12 protein-coding genes and 1 tRNA gene are annotated in these 16526 nt (G+C 58.3%); 2 read left to right on the forward strand and 11 right to left on the reverse strand.

Annotated elements, in window-relative coordinates:
- Window positions 1-2: 2 nt before the first annotated feature.
- Genes L8K25_RS00785 through L8K25_RS00795 form a run of 3 tightly spaced genes read right to left on the reverse strand, consistent with a single transcriptional unit; the run spans window position 3 to window position 3267 of the window.
- Window positions 3-1334 (reverse strand): S49 family peptidase, encoded by a 1332-nt coding sequence (locus L8K25_RS00785; RefSeq protein WP_242137027.1) that lies wholly within the window; start codon window positions 1332-1334, stop codon window positions 3-5.
- Window positions 1334-3049 (reverse strand): phage portal protein, encoded by a 1716-nt coding sequence (locus tag L8K25_RS00790; protein ID WP_242137028.1) that lies wholly within the window; start codon window positions 3047-3049, stop codon window positions 1334-1336. The genes L8K25_RS00785 and L8K25_RS00790 overlap by 1 nt, the downstream gene beginning before the upstream one ends.
- Window positions 3049-3267 (reverse strand): gpW family protein, encoded by a 219-nt coding sequence (locus L8K25_RS00795; protein ID WP_242137029.1) that lies wholly within the window; start codon window positions 3265-3267, stop codon window positions 3049-3051. The genes L8K25_RS00790 and L8K25_RS00795 overlap by 1 nt, the downstream gene beginning before the upstream one ends.
- Before the next feature lie 182 nt (window positions 3268-3449).
- Between L8K25_RS00795 and L8K25_RS00800 the strand changes: the two genes are divergently transcribed.
- Window positions 3450-4604, forward strand: a complete 1155-nt coding sequence (locus tag L8K25_RS00800) for an acyltransferase (protein WP_242137030.1) — start codon at window positions 3450-3452, stop codon at window positions 4602-4604.
- 6 nt (window positions 4605-4610) lie between these two features.
- Here L8K25_RS00800 and L8K25_RS00805 read toward each other — a convergent pair whose 3' ends face one another.
- From L8K25_RS00805 to L8K25_RS00820, 4 genes are all read right to left on the reverse strand, one after another.
- The gene (locus L8K25_RS00805) at window positions 4611-7880 is read right to left on the reverse strand and encodes a hypothetical protein (protein ID WP_242137031.1); all 3270 of its coding nucleotides are present in this window, start codon (window positions 7878-7880) and stop codon (window positions 4611-4613) included.
- 77 nt (window positions 7881-7957) lie between these two features.
- The gene (locus L8K25_RS00810) at window positions 7958-10039 is read right to left on the reverse strand and encodes a terminase gpA endonuclease subunit (protein WP_242137032.1); all 2082 of its coding nucleotides are present in this window, start codon (window positions 10037-10039) and stop codon (window positions 7958-7960) included.
- A complete protein-coding gene (locus L8K25_RS00815) occupies window positions 10036-10752 on the reverse strand; it encodes a DUF1441 family protein (RefSeq protein ID WP_242137033.1) in 717 nt (238 codons plus the stop codon). Before L8K25_RS00815 ends, L8K25_RS00810 begins: the two co-directional genes overlap by 4 nt.
- Window positions 10753-10918: 166 nt before the next feature.
- Window positions 10919-11098, reverse strand: a complete 180-nt coding sequence (locus tag L8K25_RS00820; protein WP_242137034.1) for an AlpA family phage regulatory protein — start codon at window positions 11096-11098, stop codon at window positions 10919-10921.
- 460 nt (window positions 11099-11558) lie between these two features.
- Here L8K25_RS00820 and L8K25_RS00825 point away from each other — a divergent pair, with 460 nt between their 5' ends.
- Window positions 11559-12017 (forward strand): hypothetical protein, encoded by a 459-nt coding sequence (locus L8K25_RS00825; RefSeq protein ID WP_242137035.1) that lies wholly within the window; start codon window positions 11559-11561, stop codon window positions 12015-12017.
- A 65-nt stretch (window positions 12018-12082) separates the two neighbouring features.
- On the opposite strand, the gene L8K25_RS22790 is transcribed toward L8K25_RS00825, so the two are convergent.
- The 4 genes from L8K25_RS22790 to L8K25_RS00845 form a co-directional block, all read right to left on the reverse strand.
- Window positions 12083-13255: an integrase arm-type DNA-binding domain-containing protein gene (locus L8K25_RS22790; RefSeq protein WP_242137036.1), complete on the reverse strand. Its 1173-nt coding sequence runs from the start codon at window positions 13253-13255 to the stop codon at window positions 12083-12085.
- Window positions 13256-13429: 174 nt separating this feature from the next.
- Window positions 13430-13506: transfer RNA gene (locus L8K25_RS00835), tRNA-Ile, on the reverse strand.
- A gap of 14 nt (window positions 13507-13520) precedes the next feature.
- A complete protein-coding gene (locus L8K25_RS00840) occupies window positions 13521-14558 on the reverse strand; it encodes a polysaccharide deacetylase family protein (RefSeq protein WP_242137037.1) in 1038 nt (345 codons plus the stop codon).
- Window positions 14559-14560: 2 nt separating this feature from the next.
- Window positions 14561-16390 (reverse strand): HAMP domain-containing sensor histidine kinase, encoded by a 1830-nt coding sequence (locus L8K25_RS00845; protein ID WP_242137038.1) that lies wholly within the window; start codon window positions 16388-16390, stop codon window positions 14561-14563.
- Window positions 16391-16526 lie beyond the last annotated feature (136 nt).

Genomic DNA, 16526 nt, shown 5'->3' on the forward strand with positions numbered 1-16526 from the left:
CCTTAGTTCTTGGTCTTGAAGCCGCGGAGACCGGTGTTGCCGATCAGCGCCAACACATCGTCGCCGTTCGCACGCGCCTCATCGACGGTGGTATCGCCGTCCTTGTTGGCTCCGACTTCGGGGTTCGGCGTATTGTCCATCGCAGCGGTGAAGCCGGTATTCGTGGTGTTTGGTGTAGCGGCCGATTCCTTTGGAGCAGCCTTCAGCGATGCGACTGCATCTTCGACCGACATCGAGGTGTTCAGCGCGAAGTGGCTGGCGAGAGCGCCGCGGCCTTCGGCTTCAGCATGACCGGTGATGGCCTTCTGGCGCTCACGGTCGGCCGCCACGGCAGTTGCTGCGGCGTCGGCTGCTGCCGCACGTTCCGCGGCGATGGCAGTCGCAACGGCAGTATCGATAGCGGCCTGATCGACCGCCGTGACCGGAGTGGTCATCGCTTCTTCTCCTTGAGTATCGGACAGGTCGTCCAGGAAGCCCGCGAAAGCGGACGTTGCGTCTTCAAGGCTGCCGATCTTGTCAGCGAGGCCATTGGACACTGCTTGGGTGGCCGTGTAGCAATACGCCTTCAGGTCTTCCCTGATGACGGACTCTCCAAGGCCACGACTCCGCGCCACTGCGGCGACGAAGATTCCGTAAAGTTCGTCAATGCGAACCTGAATGCGAGCCTTCGCCGCAGGTGAAAGATCCTGGTAAGGATTGCCTTCAACCTTCGACGGGTCGCTGGAAATATAGGTGAAGACGAGCCCGGCCTTCTCCATTGCGCCAGCCACGCTCATATGGCTGGTGACGACACCGATCGATCCGACGCCACCAGTGCGGCTGACGTAGATCTGACCGGGGTCGGCTACCAGTGCCATGGCGTAGCCTGCTGAGTACGCTGACTCGTGTGCGAATGCCGCCACTGGCACTCCGACTTGATCGCGCAGTGCAATCATCTTGTCGACGGTGTCGAAGCAACCTGCGACCATGCCACCAGGCGTATCTTCGACCAGAGCAATGCCACGAACAGCGCCGGTGACGTAATCCCCGCAGCCACGCTTGAATGCTTCCCAGATGTACTCGTAACCTGTCGCCCAGTCGCCAAGTGCATATGGGAAGTTGTTGAGCAGCACGCCCTTTACAGGAATCTGAAGGATTCCATTCTGCACGATATAAGGGCGGCACCAGCTACCTTCTTCGGTCCAAAAGTCCGCAGAACCATCGATCGACGCCATCTCGCCGTAACGCGGATGGGCGATCGCTTCGGCCAGGCATGACTCAAACCGTGCAGTCTGCGACGGCTCGACCAGTGCTTCCTGGCCGGCAAACCGCGCCATGAGGGGGTTCGTCTTCATCACTTCGCGACCTTTCCGCCGTCTGGGTTGGGGCTATTCGTCGGCTGCGCGCCGCCGCCCACCGCATTCATCATCGACGGATCTGCCGCGGCGAACTGAAGCCCGATACTATCCGCGAGTTTCTTCTCACGACCGAGCTGACGGAACACCTTGCGCCAATCCTTGCCGCTCTTGCCGATCACTTCCTCACGCGTGATGAGTCCGTTATTCAGCTTCAGAACGTCAGCCTGCGTTTCCTTTAGTTCATCGATCTGGCCGCGAGCCGCACCAATCCAATCGCAGCGAGCCAGACCGTCAAACGCAAGGTTCTGACGACCATTGGTGTAAAGCAGCGATGCCTTGGCAGCCGGAAACGTTTTCAGCATGTCGGCATTGATCATTTCTTCAAGCCACAGGCGGAACACCTCGGTCGCAAAACGATCAGCGACTTCGATCTTGAGAGCCTGCATCGCCTTCCAGGTCTCGACCATGGCGGCGCGTGCCGACGAATAGTTTGTCTTGCTGTAGTCCCCCGAAAGCTGCTCGTACGAAACATCCAGCGTTTTCGCGATGTAGCGCAGCAGTGATGCCTCGAATTCCATGCCCAGCGGTCCGCCGCTGCTGGGGCTGATCATCTCCAGCTTGGTACCGGGCATCAGATGGGGAATCCGAACGCCATCGACGTGCAGATTCTTCGCCGATCCGGCGAACTCATCGATCGTTCCAAAATAGCCAACAGCATAATCACCGATGGCTTTCTGGATCGCTTCGGGCGTCATCTGCCCCCCACCAAGCGACTGGAACACGGTCTCAGATGGCAGGTCAGATGTGATTGCCGCGGCGTATAGCGCTTGAGTTACAGCGTTCTGCAGCGTCACGTCGCGGAAGCGATGCGTGATATGCATTTCCTTCAGCGCTGCCGTCATCGCAGCGATACCGCGCGTCTGATCTGGACGAAGCTGATTGAAGATATGGATGACCTGGGTGCGACCCCACGGCTTTTCGACCGGCACTTCGACCCACTGGGCCATCATGTTGAAGAACGGCGTGTAATAGTCGTTCGGGTGACCCGCGCGAATGAAATAGGAGATCGGGCGACCAGACCCATCGCGCTTGATACCTGCGCGGATATTCTGGTCGCCGATGTTTGGAAACGTCGTTGGCGTCGACAGTCGATCGGTATCGACCATCTGGATCGCGGTGCTGAACGGCCGCCCATCCTTTTTCCACTCGACGGTTGCAAGAACCTCGCCGGTCATTACGTGCAGACCAGTCGCAAGTCGCACGAGATCGGTGAACGTGTTGCGACCGGCAGAATCAAAATAGTTCTTTGGCGAGTCGGCTGCGATATGAAAAAGTTCTTCAACCTCTTCCTGGAAAGCAGCCTCGAAATCCTCATCGACCTTGCCAAAAACGGCGACCGATGAAGGTTTCGAGTTCAGCAAATACTGCGAACCGACGATATTGTTTTTCTGAAGCTGCGCGCCGCCTTGCACGTACGCATCGTTGCGCACCATGTCGCGCACCCGAGCATCGCTGAGTTGCTTGCTTGGAATGACGTCGAGATCCGCAGACCCCATCGTAGGTGCCCACGCAGCAAGGCTCGTGTTGTAGCGGTCTGCCCCGTCAAAAGCACCCATCGCGCGTTCGCCGCCCGCCCCGGCGGGGACCATCTGCGAGGCGGGCGGCTCTGCTGGCAGGGGTGCGCCAAGCAGATCTTCAAACTGATCCAACATCAGAAGTACACGCGCATCGGGCCGCGGCAGATGCTGCCGGCCACGGGTGCGATGTCGTTCTTCAACTGTGCGATATACGACAGCAGCGCGGTCGGATCAGCTTTGCTGTAGCGAATTTCCTCACCGTTTGCATCGCGGATAACCGAAGGTGCCCGGCCGATCATTACGGCGTGATAGGCTTCTTCAGCTTCGACCAGTCGTTCGGTGAGTGTCGCCATATCTCCGAGTATCACTAATCGCTTTATTTAGCAACTTACTGTTGACAATCAAGAGGTTGTTGACTAGTGATCTGCTATCAGCGCATGAACGTTTGTTCATGTTGAACTGACTGCTTGAATATCGGGTCGCAACGGTGGTGACACACCGCGCGACCCTGACCACTATCGCATGGAGGGCGACAATGGCTACGGTTATGTTTAATACTGAGAACACTTTGCGCAAGCATGATACTCTCATACCTATGAGTGGTACTGCTCTGCGATATAATAATTTTGATGCGTTGCGGCTCTTTTTGGCAATACTGGTAGTATGGTCGCACTCATTCGCGCTTAGTCTCGGAAGCGAAAACACTGAGTGGCTGTCGATGCTACTAAACGGTGAATACAATAGCGGTCATATTGCCGTACTCGGATTTTTCGCGATAAGCGGATTTCTTATAACGGCTAGTTGGCTTAACCGGAAAAGCACCTTAAGTTTTCTGAAAAGCCGCATTGCTCGCATACATCCAGGATATTTGGCGGCGATAACGATATGCTCGCTTGTAGTCGTGCCGCTATATTCGGATAGAAACTTCGGCGCCATCAGTTTCCACGAACTGGGCGGTATGCTGTCAAACGTGCTGCTGCAAAATTATATCATAGCGTCTGATGCTTTCCATAGTGGACCTGTAAACGGGTCACTGTGGAGCATCCGATATGAGTTCTGGTGCTACCTTGGCGTAATGGCGATCGGCTTGGTCGGCGCGATGCGTTGGCGGGTGGTTTATCCATTGGTTGCCATCGCCGTAATGAGTGTGCGCATATTTCTTGATATGACCGGCCGGCACCCAGACTCCGGCATCCTAGCGCCGGTCATCGGTTACGCATATTTCTGGTTCGATGTTCTTCCCCCATTCATGCTTGGGGGATTCGCCTATCTTTACCGAGAAACAATTCCGCGTAGCGGATCGCTGTTGCTAATCGCACTTATGACCATAATCATGGTGGCGAACCTGCAGATCGAGCGTGTCTATGTCGACGTGTTGACTCGCACACTGTTCCCGCCAGTGCTTTGCTACGGGATCTTCTACCTGGCCTTTGACAAGCGATTGCCAAAGTTCAACACGAGTAAATATGGCGATCCATCGTATGGGGTCTATCTTTATGCATTCCCGATCCAGCAGATGCTGACCGTGTCGCTGAAGGGGATTATCAGCTTCCCGGAATATGTAGCTGCGTCGATCACGCTGTCACTCGCGGCCGGCTACGTAAGCTGGCATCTGGTTGAGAAACATTTTCACACAGCCAAGAAGCATGGACCATTTGCCGGGCACAGTCTGGTGCCCGGCAATGCTTAGCGACGCTTACCCGTTGGCAATCATATCGGGCGCGACCGACTTGTACGGCTCGTCGACGGTCTCGTAGCCGATCGCGCCCACCATGCCCCAGGCCGAACCCGAGTTGAGATGATAGAGCGACGACGGGATTCCGCCAACATGGTCGAAGTGGACAAACACACCGCCCGTGGTGCGCAACCAGGTGTCCTCGTAGACCTGCATCGCACCAGCGCGAGGATCGCGCAGGGCTTGCGCCAAAAGACGTCCGACAGCCTGTGCATACACGTTCGTGCTGCTCGTGATCCCCGTCGAGGCGACCGTTTGCGAGGTGTCCACTGTGTACGTGCCAAGGCCGCCCGTAGTGCCAGTAAGCTGGTTGACGATCTTCGTGCCCGCGGTGATGCCAGTTCCGACAAGCACATCGTTGGCCCGAATTGGCGCCTGATTGTTCAACGCGGTTACGGTCAGCGTCGTGCCACTGATCGAACCAGTGACGTTGACCTCGTTGTTCGAGAGCATGTCGTTGTGCTGCCACGCATGCTCATAGGTCGCCGGGATGATGGCGTTGCGCGCCATTCCCTTGCTCACGCAAACGTTCGCGAGTTCGTTGCAGTGGACGTTCCACCGCGTGACGCGAGTTTCTTCGCTCTTAGCTTGGGCCGCGACGAAGAAGTCGTTAAGGAACCCTGCATCGTCGACCCCGGCCTTGTCACGCGAGGCCTTGGTGAAGATCGCCTGGTCGTTGTAATCGCCGACCCGCGACGCATAACCGCCGATCGCCAGCACCTTGAGATGCTGCCACAGGTTGCCTTCGTTGAGGAACTCGGCGGCGTTGCCCGGCCCCTGCAACGCACCAACCGGCATGAAGCGAGGGTCATTGGTTCCGAGCACGCTCTCAAACGGTACGATCATGCGGGACATGACCTCGCGCGAATACTGCACGATAAGCGACACACCCGCCGCCAGTGCGCGGTTGTACACGTCGCCCGTTTGCGAGAACATGAAGTTCCAGACTTCGTTGCTGTACTCGACGTAGACCTTCATCCCCATCGGCACGGTGTCCCGAATGACCTGAGCGATGCGCGTGTTCTCCGCGATCGTGTTCAGGTCACAGAGATTGAGCCACAGGTTCTTGCGGTACTTCTTACAAATCCCGATCATGTCTTCGATCGTATAATTCGTGCCGTAGCTGAGCTGCCCGAGCGGGTTCGTGGGTGCGGCTCCGCGCGGAAGCTGGTTGATGCCAAGGTAGGAACGGCGGTTCGTCCCGGTCGGGCTCATGAAGCGGATGGCGCCCTTGAAGCCGTTTGCGGGCGCAGGCGACGTCAAGCCGATGAGGCTGTTGGCTGCTTCGGTGCGGAGGAAGCCGGTGGCATCGACGCCCTGCTTGATCATCGTGAAGAACTGGGTACCGCTTGCCGGGAACGTGTCGGCAACACCGTTGTAAGAATTGAACACCAGAGTGGGTGCACCAGGCGGCACGTCCTTGGTGATCACGATCGTAGCCGTGCCTGCCGCCAAATTGTACGCTGTACGCTGCATACAGCCATTGCCATTCAGCGTCCAATCCAGTCCGGGATTGAAGCGAACGTCGTACGTGCCCGCCTCTGAATCATTGAATGCGTAACCGGCATGATCCCAGCACAGCATGATATGCTTGCCCGCAGGTGCCTTCGTCGGCCACCCGTAGCTATCCAGTCCAACATCAGTCGAATCATAGGCCCCGGCGGAGGCCTGGTCGACCACCTGTGCCCAGGAACATGTGACTGGCTTATAATCGCTTGCCCGGAGGCCGGCACTGCGGATGAAGTTCACCGGGCCAGGATTGCCGAACGCGGCGTTGATACCGAATTCCGAATCAATCTTCCGCCACTGAACGGGCACATTCGCAAATGTCGACGTGACAATTGACTTGTTAGCGGAGTCGCGCACCCAAGCCTGCACGCCCGTACCCTCGGCTGCGGTCGACAGCTCCGCGAACGTGAGCGAATAATTTGCGCCGCTCTTGGTCGCGTTCGTCCAGTCCTGCAGAACTGAACCGTTCGCCGAAAGAAGCAAAGCCTGTGGCTGAGTTACAGTTCCCTGGATCAGTCCACTGATTGTCAAAAGCTGCCTGCCTGGCGTGTTCGCCACGTTTGCAACTGACGGCTTCGCAGTCAGAGAATTCGCTGGAACATCATAAATGCTCAAAGCGCTAGCGATCGGACTAGGCGACTGACCGTTAGCACCTGGTCCAAGACCCACGAAGTTTGCTGCTGCAGTATCGCCTACTGGGTATCCGGCACCACCATTTGCTGCAGCAGATGCGGTCGCTTCGACACCGTTGAAATAGACCCGCGCAACTGCACCGATCACTTCGAGTTTTACGACGGTTCCGCTGGGAACAGACTGTGACGTTGTGAAGGACTGTAGCGAAACGGTAGTATTGCCCACACGCTTTTGCAGCGACCAGCCATTGCTTTGCGTTGACAACTGGATATTGTCAGTATCTCCAGAGAACCGAGCATAGACCACGCGGTAAGAATTGCTGGTATTTGCATTTGCCGGGTAAAGCACGGATATTTCGATCGAATGATTATTACCATTCGTCGCATGAATCCATTTGTAGCCCGTGTCAGCAACCTGCCACAGATCATTGCCCTTCAACTGCAATGCTGTCTGAGTTGGACCGTAATAGCACTGCCATCCCTCAAAGCCGTGTAGCGGTGTGGCATCGGGGCCGTCAAAACCGGTTTTGTAAGAAGTCTGAGATGGCGCAGCAATAATGACGTTGCTGGCTGCAGAAATTGCACTATTCGCCAGCTCCAAACAGTCGATGTAAGTGCCAGTATCCGTCGCTGCTACATAACTGTAGGTTGAACCTGTCGCGCCCGCGATAGGATTCCCGTCTCGACGCCACTGACTAGTTACTTTGGGCGATCCGGTCCACACAGCAGGAGTCTTGGTAAGCGTGCTACCATCGGTCAGACTCCCGGAAATAATCGGGTTGACCAGTGCAAAAACAGGACCGACGATCACCGAAGGATCGACCAGTTGCATCACATTGACGAAGGCGTTCCGCATGCCCCCGAGGCCAGTGGCCACCGTCGGCGCCGACAATCCCTTTGCAGCCGCGATCTTCTGCAAGTTAGATCGCATGTTAGCGCGCCAAGCGACCACGCCGTTCGTGACCACCGGCAGATTCAACCCGAGCGATGCCGAAACAATCGCCATAGCTTGGCGGTAGGACTGCCGGAATCCGCTGAATCCGACCGTGTTGAGCGGAATACCAAGAGTAGGCGTTTGCTTATTTGCCACGGTGATCTCCGGAAACGAGAAAATTCACCGTGCTATATCACGCGTAGGGTGTTGCAACAACCTTGTGGTGATGCGCTTCACGCAAGACGATTGGCAAGGTCAGCCAGCGATCTGCGTTTTACAGGCTCGACCGTCACCGTTTGTCCGCCTGGACCGAATACGAAATCGTTGCTGTCCCACTCAGCAGCCCATCCCGGAGGCTTCGACCAGTCGAGGTAGCGGAGGTTGATATCGCGATGCTCAAGAAACGCCAGCGCATAACAGAGCAAATCCCATGCTTCGTTCTTCCGACCTCCAACCTTGTCCCACTGCCCGTTCGGCAATCGAATTTCGTTCGTAAGCTGCGAGTACAGCCACATCTCAGCCCAGTGCGGAAAATGGATCTGTCCGCCTGGAATGGTGCGCTCCAACAGGTTATTTGCATTGTCCTTGACGATGTTAGAATTGATGAACCACACCGGCACCGCGGCGTAGCGCTCGAATTTATTACCCTTCGACTGGGCGTTTGGATACGCGATCCGGATTGGCGCTGTCTCGGTCTTCGACGGCATACCCTTCAGCAAATGGAAGCGCTGCGTGAGGCCGCGATCGCGCAACTTCAGCCAGAACTCATAGGCGGTCGCGGTGGTGCCATCGGAACCGCCACTATCGCAGGCCGTCAGCTTTATGCCCATTCGCCGGCCGCTGTTATCTGACAGCGGATAGCTGCGTTCGATGACCTGACTGACCAGTTGTTCCCAGTCTTCGACATAGGCGCCGGGATCAAGCCGCTCACGTTCCCCATCCTCATCGGTTCGAAGAGATTTGCGGATCTTGAACATGTCCACATGCCAGATGTCGCGGTTGGCATCGACTCCGAAGATATGCACGACGAAGCAAGAACCGACACCACCTTGCACGTCGACCATGCCGAGCAGAAAACGCACGCCTGGCGGCACTGTCGGTTCGTTCGGCGCACTCCCCCAGTCTTCGGCGCGCTCCTTGAGCGATTCCGGCAACCGTCCGCCCTCAAGGCGCTTGGGAATGTATGCATCACCCTGATCTACCGTGACCGTCGTCATCAGGGGGCCTTCGTCGCCGGTCTTGTCGTACGTCTCCATGGCCGTCAGATGCTGGCGTACGAGCTGCGGCCAGTCTGTGAACCCAGCGGCCGGGCCAAACATCCAAAATGATGCAATGTCACTGCGCCGGGGAGTGCCCTCTACGGTGCCGTCTGGCATCCATATTTCACCCTCCTTAATCCACTTACCGCCAGCATTTAGCGGCTTCTGCCAGTGAGGCTGCATCGGGTAGCCGTCATGTGGGCAGATCATGACAGTTTGTTCGGCCATCTCCATGATGTCGCCGGTGTCGAGCGTTGGCCAATGCAGCAGTTTGAAATGTGGCTCAAATGCCGTCTCGCACTGTGGGCATTTCCACTGCCACCGGCGACGATCGCCGCGATTATAGATCGACAGGATACCGTCGCAAGGTGGCGCTTCATGTGGATGTTTCGGATTAGGAGTCCACTTTGGATCGGTGACAGGGAAGCCGGGGCTGGCTTCGGCACCGATCATGCCATAGCGTTTGAACGTTCCGGCGCGCTTCTTCGTCAAGTCGAAGACGTGGCCTTCCTTGTCGATGATCTGTGGCTTGATGCGATCCATATCGAAAATCCACAGCCGCGGAATCGTCTTACCGGATAGATTGGAGATCGTCGGCCAGGTTACGGTCAACCGCATGCCGGACAAGAATGCCTTGTCAAACACGTTGTCGTTCGTCTTGCCAGGAACAAGCCGCTTTTTCAGTTCTGGGCTATTGCGCAGCGCTTTTGCCAAGTCTGCTAGTGACCAGTCGCGGGCATTGGTTTGCCCCATGTGGACGAACATCATATCAGCAGGATCAGTGATCGCGGTATGCGACAACCAGTTGATCGCCATCGCCGACTTACCCGTTCGTGCTGGTCCAGCGAACGCCATTCCGGTGTAGTCGAGGGACGTCAGAACATCAGACGGCTCCCGCAGGTATGGTGTCTTGTCGTACGAAAACGGTCCTTCGTGCTGACCGGGATTCTTGACGATATGATACCGCTCACCTGCTTCTGATACAGATATGCGAACAGGGGGTTTTACGGCTTCAGCGGTTGCGACCACCATCTCTTCAAGGGTAGCATAGCTCACGCGTCATCGTCCTTGAAACCTGGGCCGTCAAACGGATCGATTTCGACCTGCCGGCTGAACGTCTTTTGCTGCTGCGGGAGCGCAACCAGAGCTTCATGCAGGTCTTTCTGAAACTGGTCGGTGAAGCCGGCCAGTGTGCGACTCTGTTCATCGCTCAAACCGGCGTCGCGCATGCCTTCCGTGATCAGCGGCACTCGGTCTTTGACCATCATGAACACGGTGCCGAACACCTCCAGCACCTTCGCCGTCGGCCAGGCTTCCCCGGTCTCGATCAACGTCTTGTTCTTGATGCGCTCAGCCTCCCAGAACACTTTGTTGATGCTGTTCGGCATATCAGCGGGATTAAGCGTACGGAGATAGGTCGCCAGATCCATCTTCGGCTTGATCAGGTACGGCACGGCTTCATGGAAATAGTACACGGGTCGCCCGCCGCCGACCTGCCCGCACGCCTTGCAATTCACCAACCGTTTGCGAACGGTTGCAGGGTCCATCCGAAATACCCGCCCTAGGAAGTTCATGCTCACAGGCATGAGAAAGTCTTCTTCTGGAATCTTCGTCTGGCCGACCCCGGCACGACGGATCTCGGCCTGATGCGCGGCATCCTCCATCGCCTTTGCAGCACGCAGGGCGCGTTCCTCGTTCGACGGGCGACCAACCTTCTTGCGCGGAGGTTCAGTTCCACCCAACAGGTCGTCAAATTCTGACGATATCATTTAGAACGCCGTCCTTTGGGCTTGCTACCCAGATGCCAGTTTGGGCAATACGAACAGCGATAGAGGGCCATCTGGCCGTCTTTTTTGCTGAACTTGCGAATGCGTTTCACGGCGCGCTCAGCTTCGATGAATGATCCGAAACCCTGCTTCCCGTCGCAGCCATAGATCATCCCAATAGGTCGGCCCATTTGTCCTCCCCCACCTGCTGCGCCTGCCAGCGCTGGACCTCGATCGACGTCCAGAAACGGCGCTTTGGGTTGTCGCGATACGGTCGCGAAGTTGGGAAACTACCGTCCGACATCTGCCGGTATATTTCCGACTTCGACAGGCCAGTGACCTCAACCACGCGTGGGAGGCGCCATAGTTCTGGGACGGCTAGGGACGGTGTAGCACTCATCGGGATGGGGTATCACCTGTTTGTTGATATTGCAACCGTGCGATATCGGTTGACAATCGGCTAACCGAACACTTATCATGACACAGTCGTGGGTCGAACCACTAGGCTGGATCAAGTGGGACGTGGCAATCACTCCAGCGACTCGGCGTGCAAATCGGCCGTAAGAAGCGCAGACTGTTTCCGGAAACAGGCGTTCGGTGGAAGCCCGATACTTGAGTGCTCATAGCTTAGCTGGATAGGTCTTGCGTCTTCTGTACATTACCGTGCAGATTCGAAATCTATCAAACACCCGCCCATCCCCCTATCGTCGCATCCACAAAAAAATCATGTCACCTTACGCTTGATTATGCACCAGTTTAGTGCGATCAACAGTTTGCTGACTTAATAGCAAAATTTGAGGATATATGTTGTGAAGCACACTGAAACCCCATGGTCGAATATTCCACCCCTTGGTCCGCTACTGCGACCGGCCGAAGCAGCAAAGTATCTCGGATACTCAATTGCATCTTATTATCGATTGGCTGTGCAGGGAGATCTGCCCGCACCCGTTCGGATGGGCCCAGGTCATCAAGGGGCAAGTGTGGTTCCAAAGGGCTGGCTAGATGCCGTGATAGCGTCGCGGTTTGCAGGAGGTGAACAGTGGACCAAAACATCGCATAATGAACGTATATCAAGACAAACTGCGGTATATGATCAAGCGGTTGAAAGTAAAAAAATTGGAATAGGACAAGATATGCATCTGGCAGGCTGGCTAGCGGCTTGTGAGTTTTATGGAATAATAGATGTTAACCAAAATGCTATTTCGAAACTTGAAGAGGTTTTGCTAACCGATTCTGGCGCGAATGCTTTTCTGGATAATATGAAATAATCAACGAATACGCTAAGTTACTAACTGCAGTTTGGCCGCGATAGAAGTGTCGCGGCCATTGATCGTTATCCCAACATATCCCCCCAGTCCGGAAACAGGGTGTCATTCCACCACTGCACCAGCCGGCGACGCTCATCCATATACTCGGCCGCATTGTACGCACGGCGCACATCATTCTGCTCAACGTGAGCGAGCTGGCGCTCAACAGCATCTGGCTGCCACAGGCCAGACTCGTTCGCCGCAGTACTGAACGTTCTGCGGATGCCGTGGACGGTCATCTTCGACATATAACCGAGTCGGTAACATATCGAGATCATCGCGTTTTGGCTGATGACGCCAGACTTGGTATCCTTCGAAAACAGCAATGCACCCCGGCGCGGGATTTCCTGCAACAGCGCCAGCGTCTGCCAGGATAGCGGAACGATGTGTTCCAATCCCTCCTTCATGCGTCCAGCCGGGATGCGCCAGACATCGCCTTCGAATTCGTCCCACGCCGCGAAACGGATTTCATTCGTTCGGACGACGGTCTGCAGCGTCAGCTTCAACGCCAAAACAGCCAGCGTGTCTTCCCTGAACGACTCCACGCCACGGACGAACTCTGCCATGTCGGACAGCCGCAGTGCAGCCCGGTGGACGGTGCGCGGTTTCGGCTTCAGCGCCTTCTGGATATCGCGACTCGGATCGCGGGCGCACTTCCCTTCAGCGATGCCGAACTGAAACACCTCTCCGCAGTAATTCTTCACCCGTTTGGCGAGTTCGATGGCCCCGCGGTCTTCAATCTTCCGGATCGCAGCCAGCAGTTCTGGGGGCTCAATGTCGGTGATCGGACGGCTGCCGAGTGTCGGAAAAATGTCACCCTCCAGCCGCGACATGATCCTGGTGGAATATGACGACACCCAACCGCTCGTTTTCGTGGCGAACCAGTCTCGCGCTACCATTTCGAATGTGTCTGCGATCGACACTGCCGGGATCACCTCAACGGCTTTCTTGATGGCGGGATCATGACCATGGTCGACCGTGTCGCGCGCCACGTCGCGCAGTTCGCGAGCACGGGCGAGCGTGACACCTGGCCATGTCCCCAGCGACATCGTCTTGCGGAGCCCGAGGAAGCGATAGTCGAACCGCCACAGTTTGGACCCAGATGTGGCGACGATCGCGTACAGCCCGCCGCTATCGTACATTTTGTACGGCTTCTCGCCAGGCTTCGCGTCCCGCAGTTGAATGTGTGTGAGTCCCACGATTGACGGTATCCTCGGTTGATCTGACGGTACGGCTTAAATCCTGTACCGCCAAAAACAAGGGTCCACCTAGGAAGGCTGAGGACTGCAAATTATCTCACCACCGCCAAAAGCGCAGAATTTAGGGCTTTCTGACTTTCCCAGAGCGTCCCAGGCGGTTCTCAAATTCAGGGGTGGTGGGCCCGGCAGGACTTGAACCCGCAACCTAGCCGTTATGAGCGGCCAGCTCTAACCAGTTGAGCTACAGGCCCCCCCGGGCCATCCGTTAGCGTCGCAGGGGCGCCGCTGGCAAGCCCGCTGCCGCAATCACCTCGTCGAGCGATGTTGCCATCACCCCGCGCCGCTGCAGATCGGCCAGGATCGTATCCCACCAGTGATGAAACCGCCGGAGATCCGCCGCGTCTCGCACGTAAGGCGTATGACCGGGCACAAGGGACGGGGAATGGAAGGAAAAGCTCAGCAGCTGCAGTCCTTCTCCCAGCACCACCGCTATCGCTTCCAGCGCATCCGCGACCGGCATGTCCTCCGGGGTCAGCGCCACCCTGGAAAGCAGACCCAGACGCGAGAACACGCCGCGTCCGCGCGGGACATGGCGTAGCGCCCGATACAGGCTCTCGCCGCCACGACGCAGCAAACCGGTATGCACGGTCGTCAGCGGCAGTTCGACCATCGCGCCATCGGTCCCCGCCCGAAAGGCGCCGTTTCCGATCTTGCCGAAATCGGGGCCGCCGTCTGCCGCATAGGAATAGCGCGACCGCATCGACGTATCGATCCGATACCCCCGCTCGGCCAGCAACCGCAGCGTCTGCGGGCCAATCCCGTAACGCCCGGCCCGATAGGCGCGCGGCCGCACGCCGAACGCGGTTTCGATCGCGGTGGTGAGGCGATCGATCTTGGCTGCCTCCAAGCGCTCGACGAGATTGCCGGCGTAGCTGTTGCGCGCGGTCACCACTTCGTCGAATGGCGGATTGACCCAGGGGTGGAGATGCGTGCCGATCGCACAGCGCCGATCTTCGAGCACGGCGCTGACGCACGCGATCGCAAGCGGATCGGTTGCGATCGGATAATCCACGAGCATCGTCAGCGGTACGCCACGATCGGCGAAGCGGCGATGCGCCACGGGAAGCGCGCGAATGGCGGAAACACCGTAACCGTCCCGCCGCAGCGGGGCGTTCCAGTCGAACTCTTCCTCGGTATCTACAAAAACGATGAACCGCGTTCCAAACCCGTCGGTCCAGCGGATCCTGTCCGGCGCCGCAGGTGGCGACGGACGATACGGGCGCGAATGGCCTTGCTGCGCCACGATCAGTTGAGGGAACCCTGCTCCATCCCGTCGGAAATCGCGAACGGCAGATGCAAAGTCAAGGTTTCGCCGCCGATGACCAGCCCCCCGCCCAGTTCGATCGCCAGGTTGCGCGTCAGCCTGAGCGCGAAACCCGTACCAAGCAGCGGCCCCCCGCCCTCGGCATCCGCAACATCGGGTGCGATAGTCAACAGGGCCTCCCCGACATAATCCGCCAGTGCACGCGGGCGGTCGAACACCATGGCAAGCCGGTCGGGAGATGGCTGCGCGACCGTGATCCCGATCCGCTCGCCCGTTTTCGCGACCGCGACGAGCGTTGCGAGCAACCGACCGATCAAGCGCTCTACCGCGCGTTCGTCGCCGCGGATGCACATCTTTCGATCCGGCCCCGAAACTTCGAGCGTCGTACCGCGCAGCGCCGCCAGCGGTGCCAGGTCGGTCGCGACCCTGTCCAGCAACGGCGCAACGGGGACGATGTCGGCGCGGAGCTGCAATGCGTCGGTTTCGATCCGGGCAGCGGTATCGATATCCTCGATCGCGCCGAGCAACCCGGCCGTCTGCGTCCGGATCGTGGCCGCCTGCGCACGATAGATGTCGGGGACTGGGCCCAGCATCTCGGTCTCGATCATCTCCGCGAAGCCGGCGATCGCGTTCGTCGGCGTCCGAAGTTCGTGCACCAGCTGGCGCAGCGCGTCCGCTGCCGCGCTGCGGGTCGTCGCCTGCGGTTCGATGGTCTGTTCGGTCCGAGGACGACGCGCGCTCCCGCGATAGCCGATAAAATGGCCCGTGTTATAGTCGAAGGCGGGAACCGCGCTGATCCGCCACGCGCCCGCGGCATCGGAGTGCCCTGCAATCACCAGGCGCAGATCGGTGAAGCCCCGCCGCTCCCGGAAGGCGTGGGCCACCGCAGCGTCCACCCCCGATCCGTCGAGCACGGCATCGGCATTCGACCGAACGTCCGGAACAAGAGGGCTTGCGAGCGACAGGCCGATCACCGCGTTGCGCGAGACTCCCTCCACCCATCGGATCAACCCCGCCGAATCGGTTTCGAAGTGGAAACGGCCGATCGCGGAGTCTGGCGCGTCGGCGGCCCCTGGGATATCGGTGGCGGGACCGGAACCGACGGGCGGTGCCTTCGCGCGGTTGCGGTTGTACGCATTGATCCGCTTGACCATCTCTGCAATTTCGAACGGGCCGTCCGCGGCGGACGGTGCATCTTGCACCGTAGACTCGGTGGAGCGCGACGCTGCGTCCCCGGTCGGCGTGACGGAAGGTCCGGCAGCCATGGCCACGGTGAGCGGGCCGAGATCGGTTTCAACCGGTCCTTGGCCGGCGGCATCCGCGTCCCCGGGCGCGGTCCAGGCCCAGACATCCTCCGCGGTCGCTACCGCTTCCACCCCACCCGGCGAAGCGAGGACGAAGTCGACACTGCCAAAGCCTGCCAGCATCGCCATCACATCCGGCGACAGGTCACGACGATGGCGCAGGATCGAACGCGCGGTTGGAGACAGGAGCGGGAGAAGTTCGGCCCAGTCCCCCGCTGCGAGCTGCGCGCTCCGCAGGACCGGCGCGGCGACGGCAATCTCGTCCTCGGCGAACAGCACGACCAGCGCGAGCGGCGGTGCAGCGGCGGCGATCGCGCGGGCGGAGGCCGATCGCACCGGCGGCGCTACCTTGGACCGAATCGTCCGCAAGCGCCCGATGACGTCGTCGGTCGCGGCGACCCGGCCGCGTCCGATAAGATCGACCAGTTGCCGCCAGGCCAGCTGCGCGCCGAACGGAGAGGACATGTCCGCGGACAGGACGGTTTCAAGGCTGTCGTCGAAACGCAAATCGTTACCCTCGGGAATCCGGCACTGTCCGATGCCGTGGATTTCCTACTCGCCGCGATGGATCTGTGAAACCGAAGAATTTACAGCGTAGCAATGTGGGACAATTGCGTTCGACGGCAATTATATTATACAGCGC

It is taken from the genome of Sphingomonas sp. TREG-RG-20F-R18-01 (genome assembly GCF_022662475.1).
Classification (GTDB): Bacteria; Pseudomonadota; Alphaproteobacteria; order Sphingomonadales; family Sphingomonadaceae; genus Sphingomonas.

Excerpts from the sequence above, each read along its gene's own strand:
- L8K25_RS00815 (WP_242137033.1), bottom strand. The coding sequence starts at position 10,752 with ATGATATCGTCAGAATTTGACGACCTGTTGGGTGGAACTGAACCTCCG.
- L8K25_RS00795 (WP_242137029.1), bottom strand. The coding sequence starts at position 3,267 with ATGGCGACACTCACCGAACGACTGGTCGAAGCTGAAGAAGCCTATCAC.
- L8K25_RS00800 (WP_242137030.1), top strand. The coding sequence starts at position 3,450 with ATGGCTACGGTTATGTTTAATACTGAGAACACTTTGCGCAAGCATGAT.
- L8K25_RS00790 (WP_242137028.1), bottom strand. The coding sequence starts at position 3,049 with ATGTTGGATCAGTTTGAAGATCTGCTTGGCGCACCCCTGCCAGCAGAG.
- L8K25_RS00785 (WP_242137027.1), bottom strand. The coding sequence starts at position 1,334 with ATGAAGACGAACCCCCTCATGGCGCGGTTTGCCGGCCAGGAAGCACTG.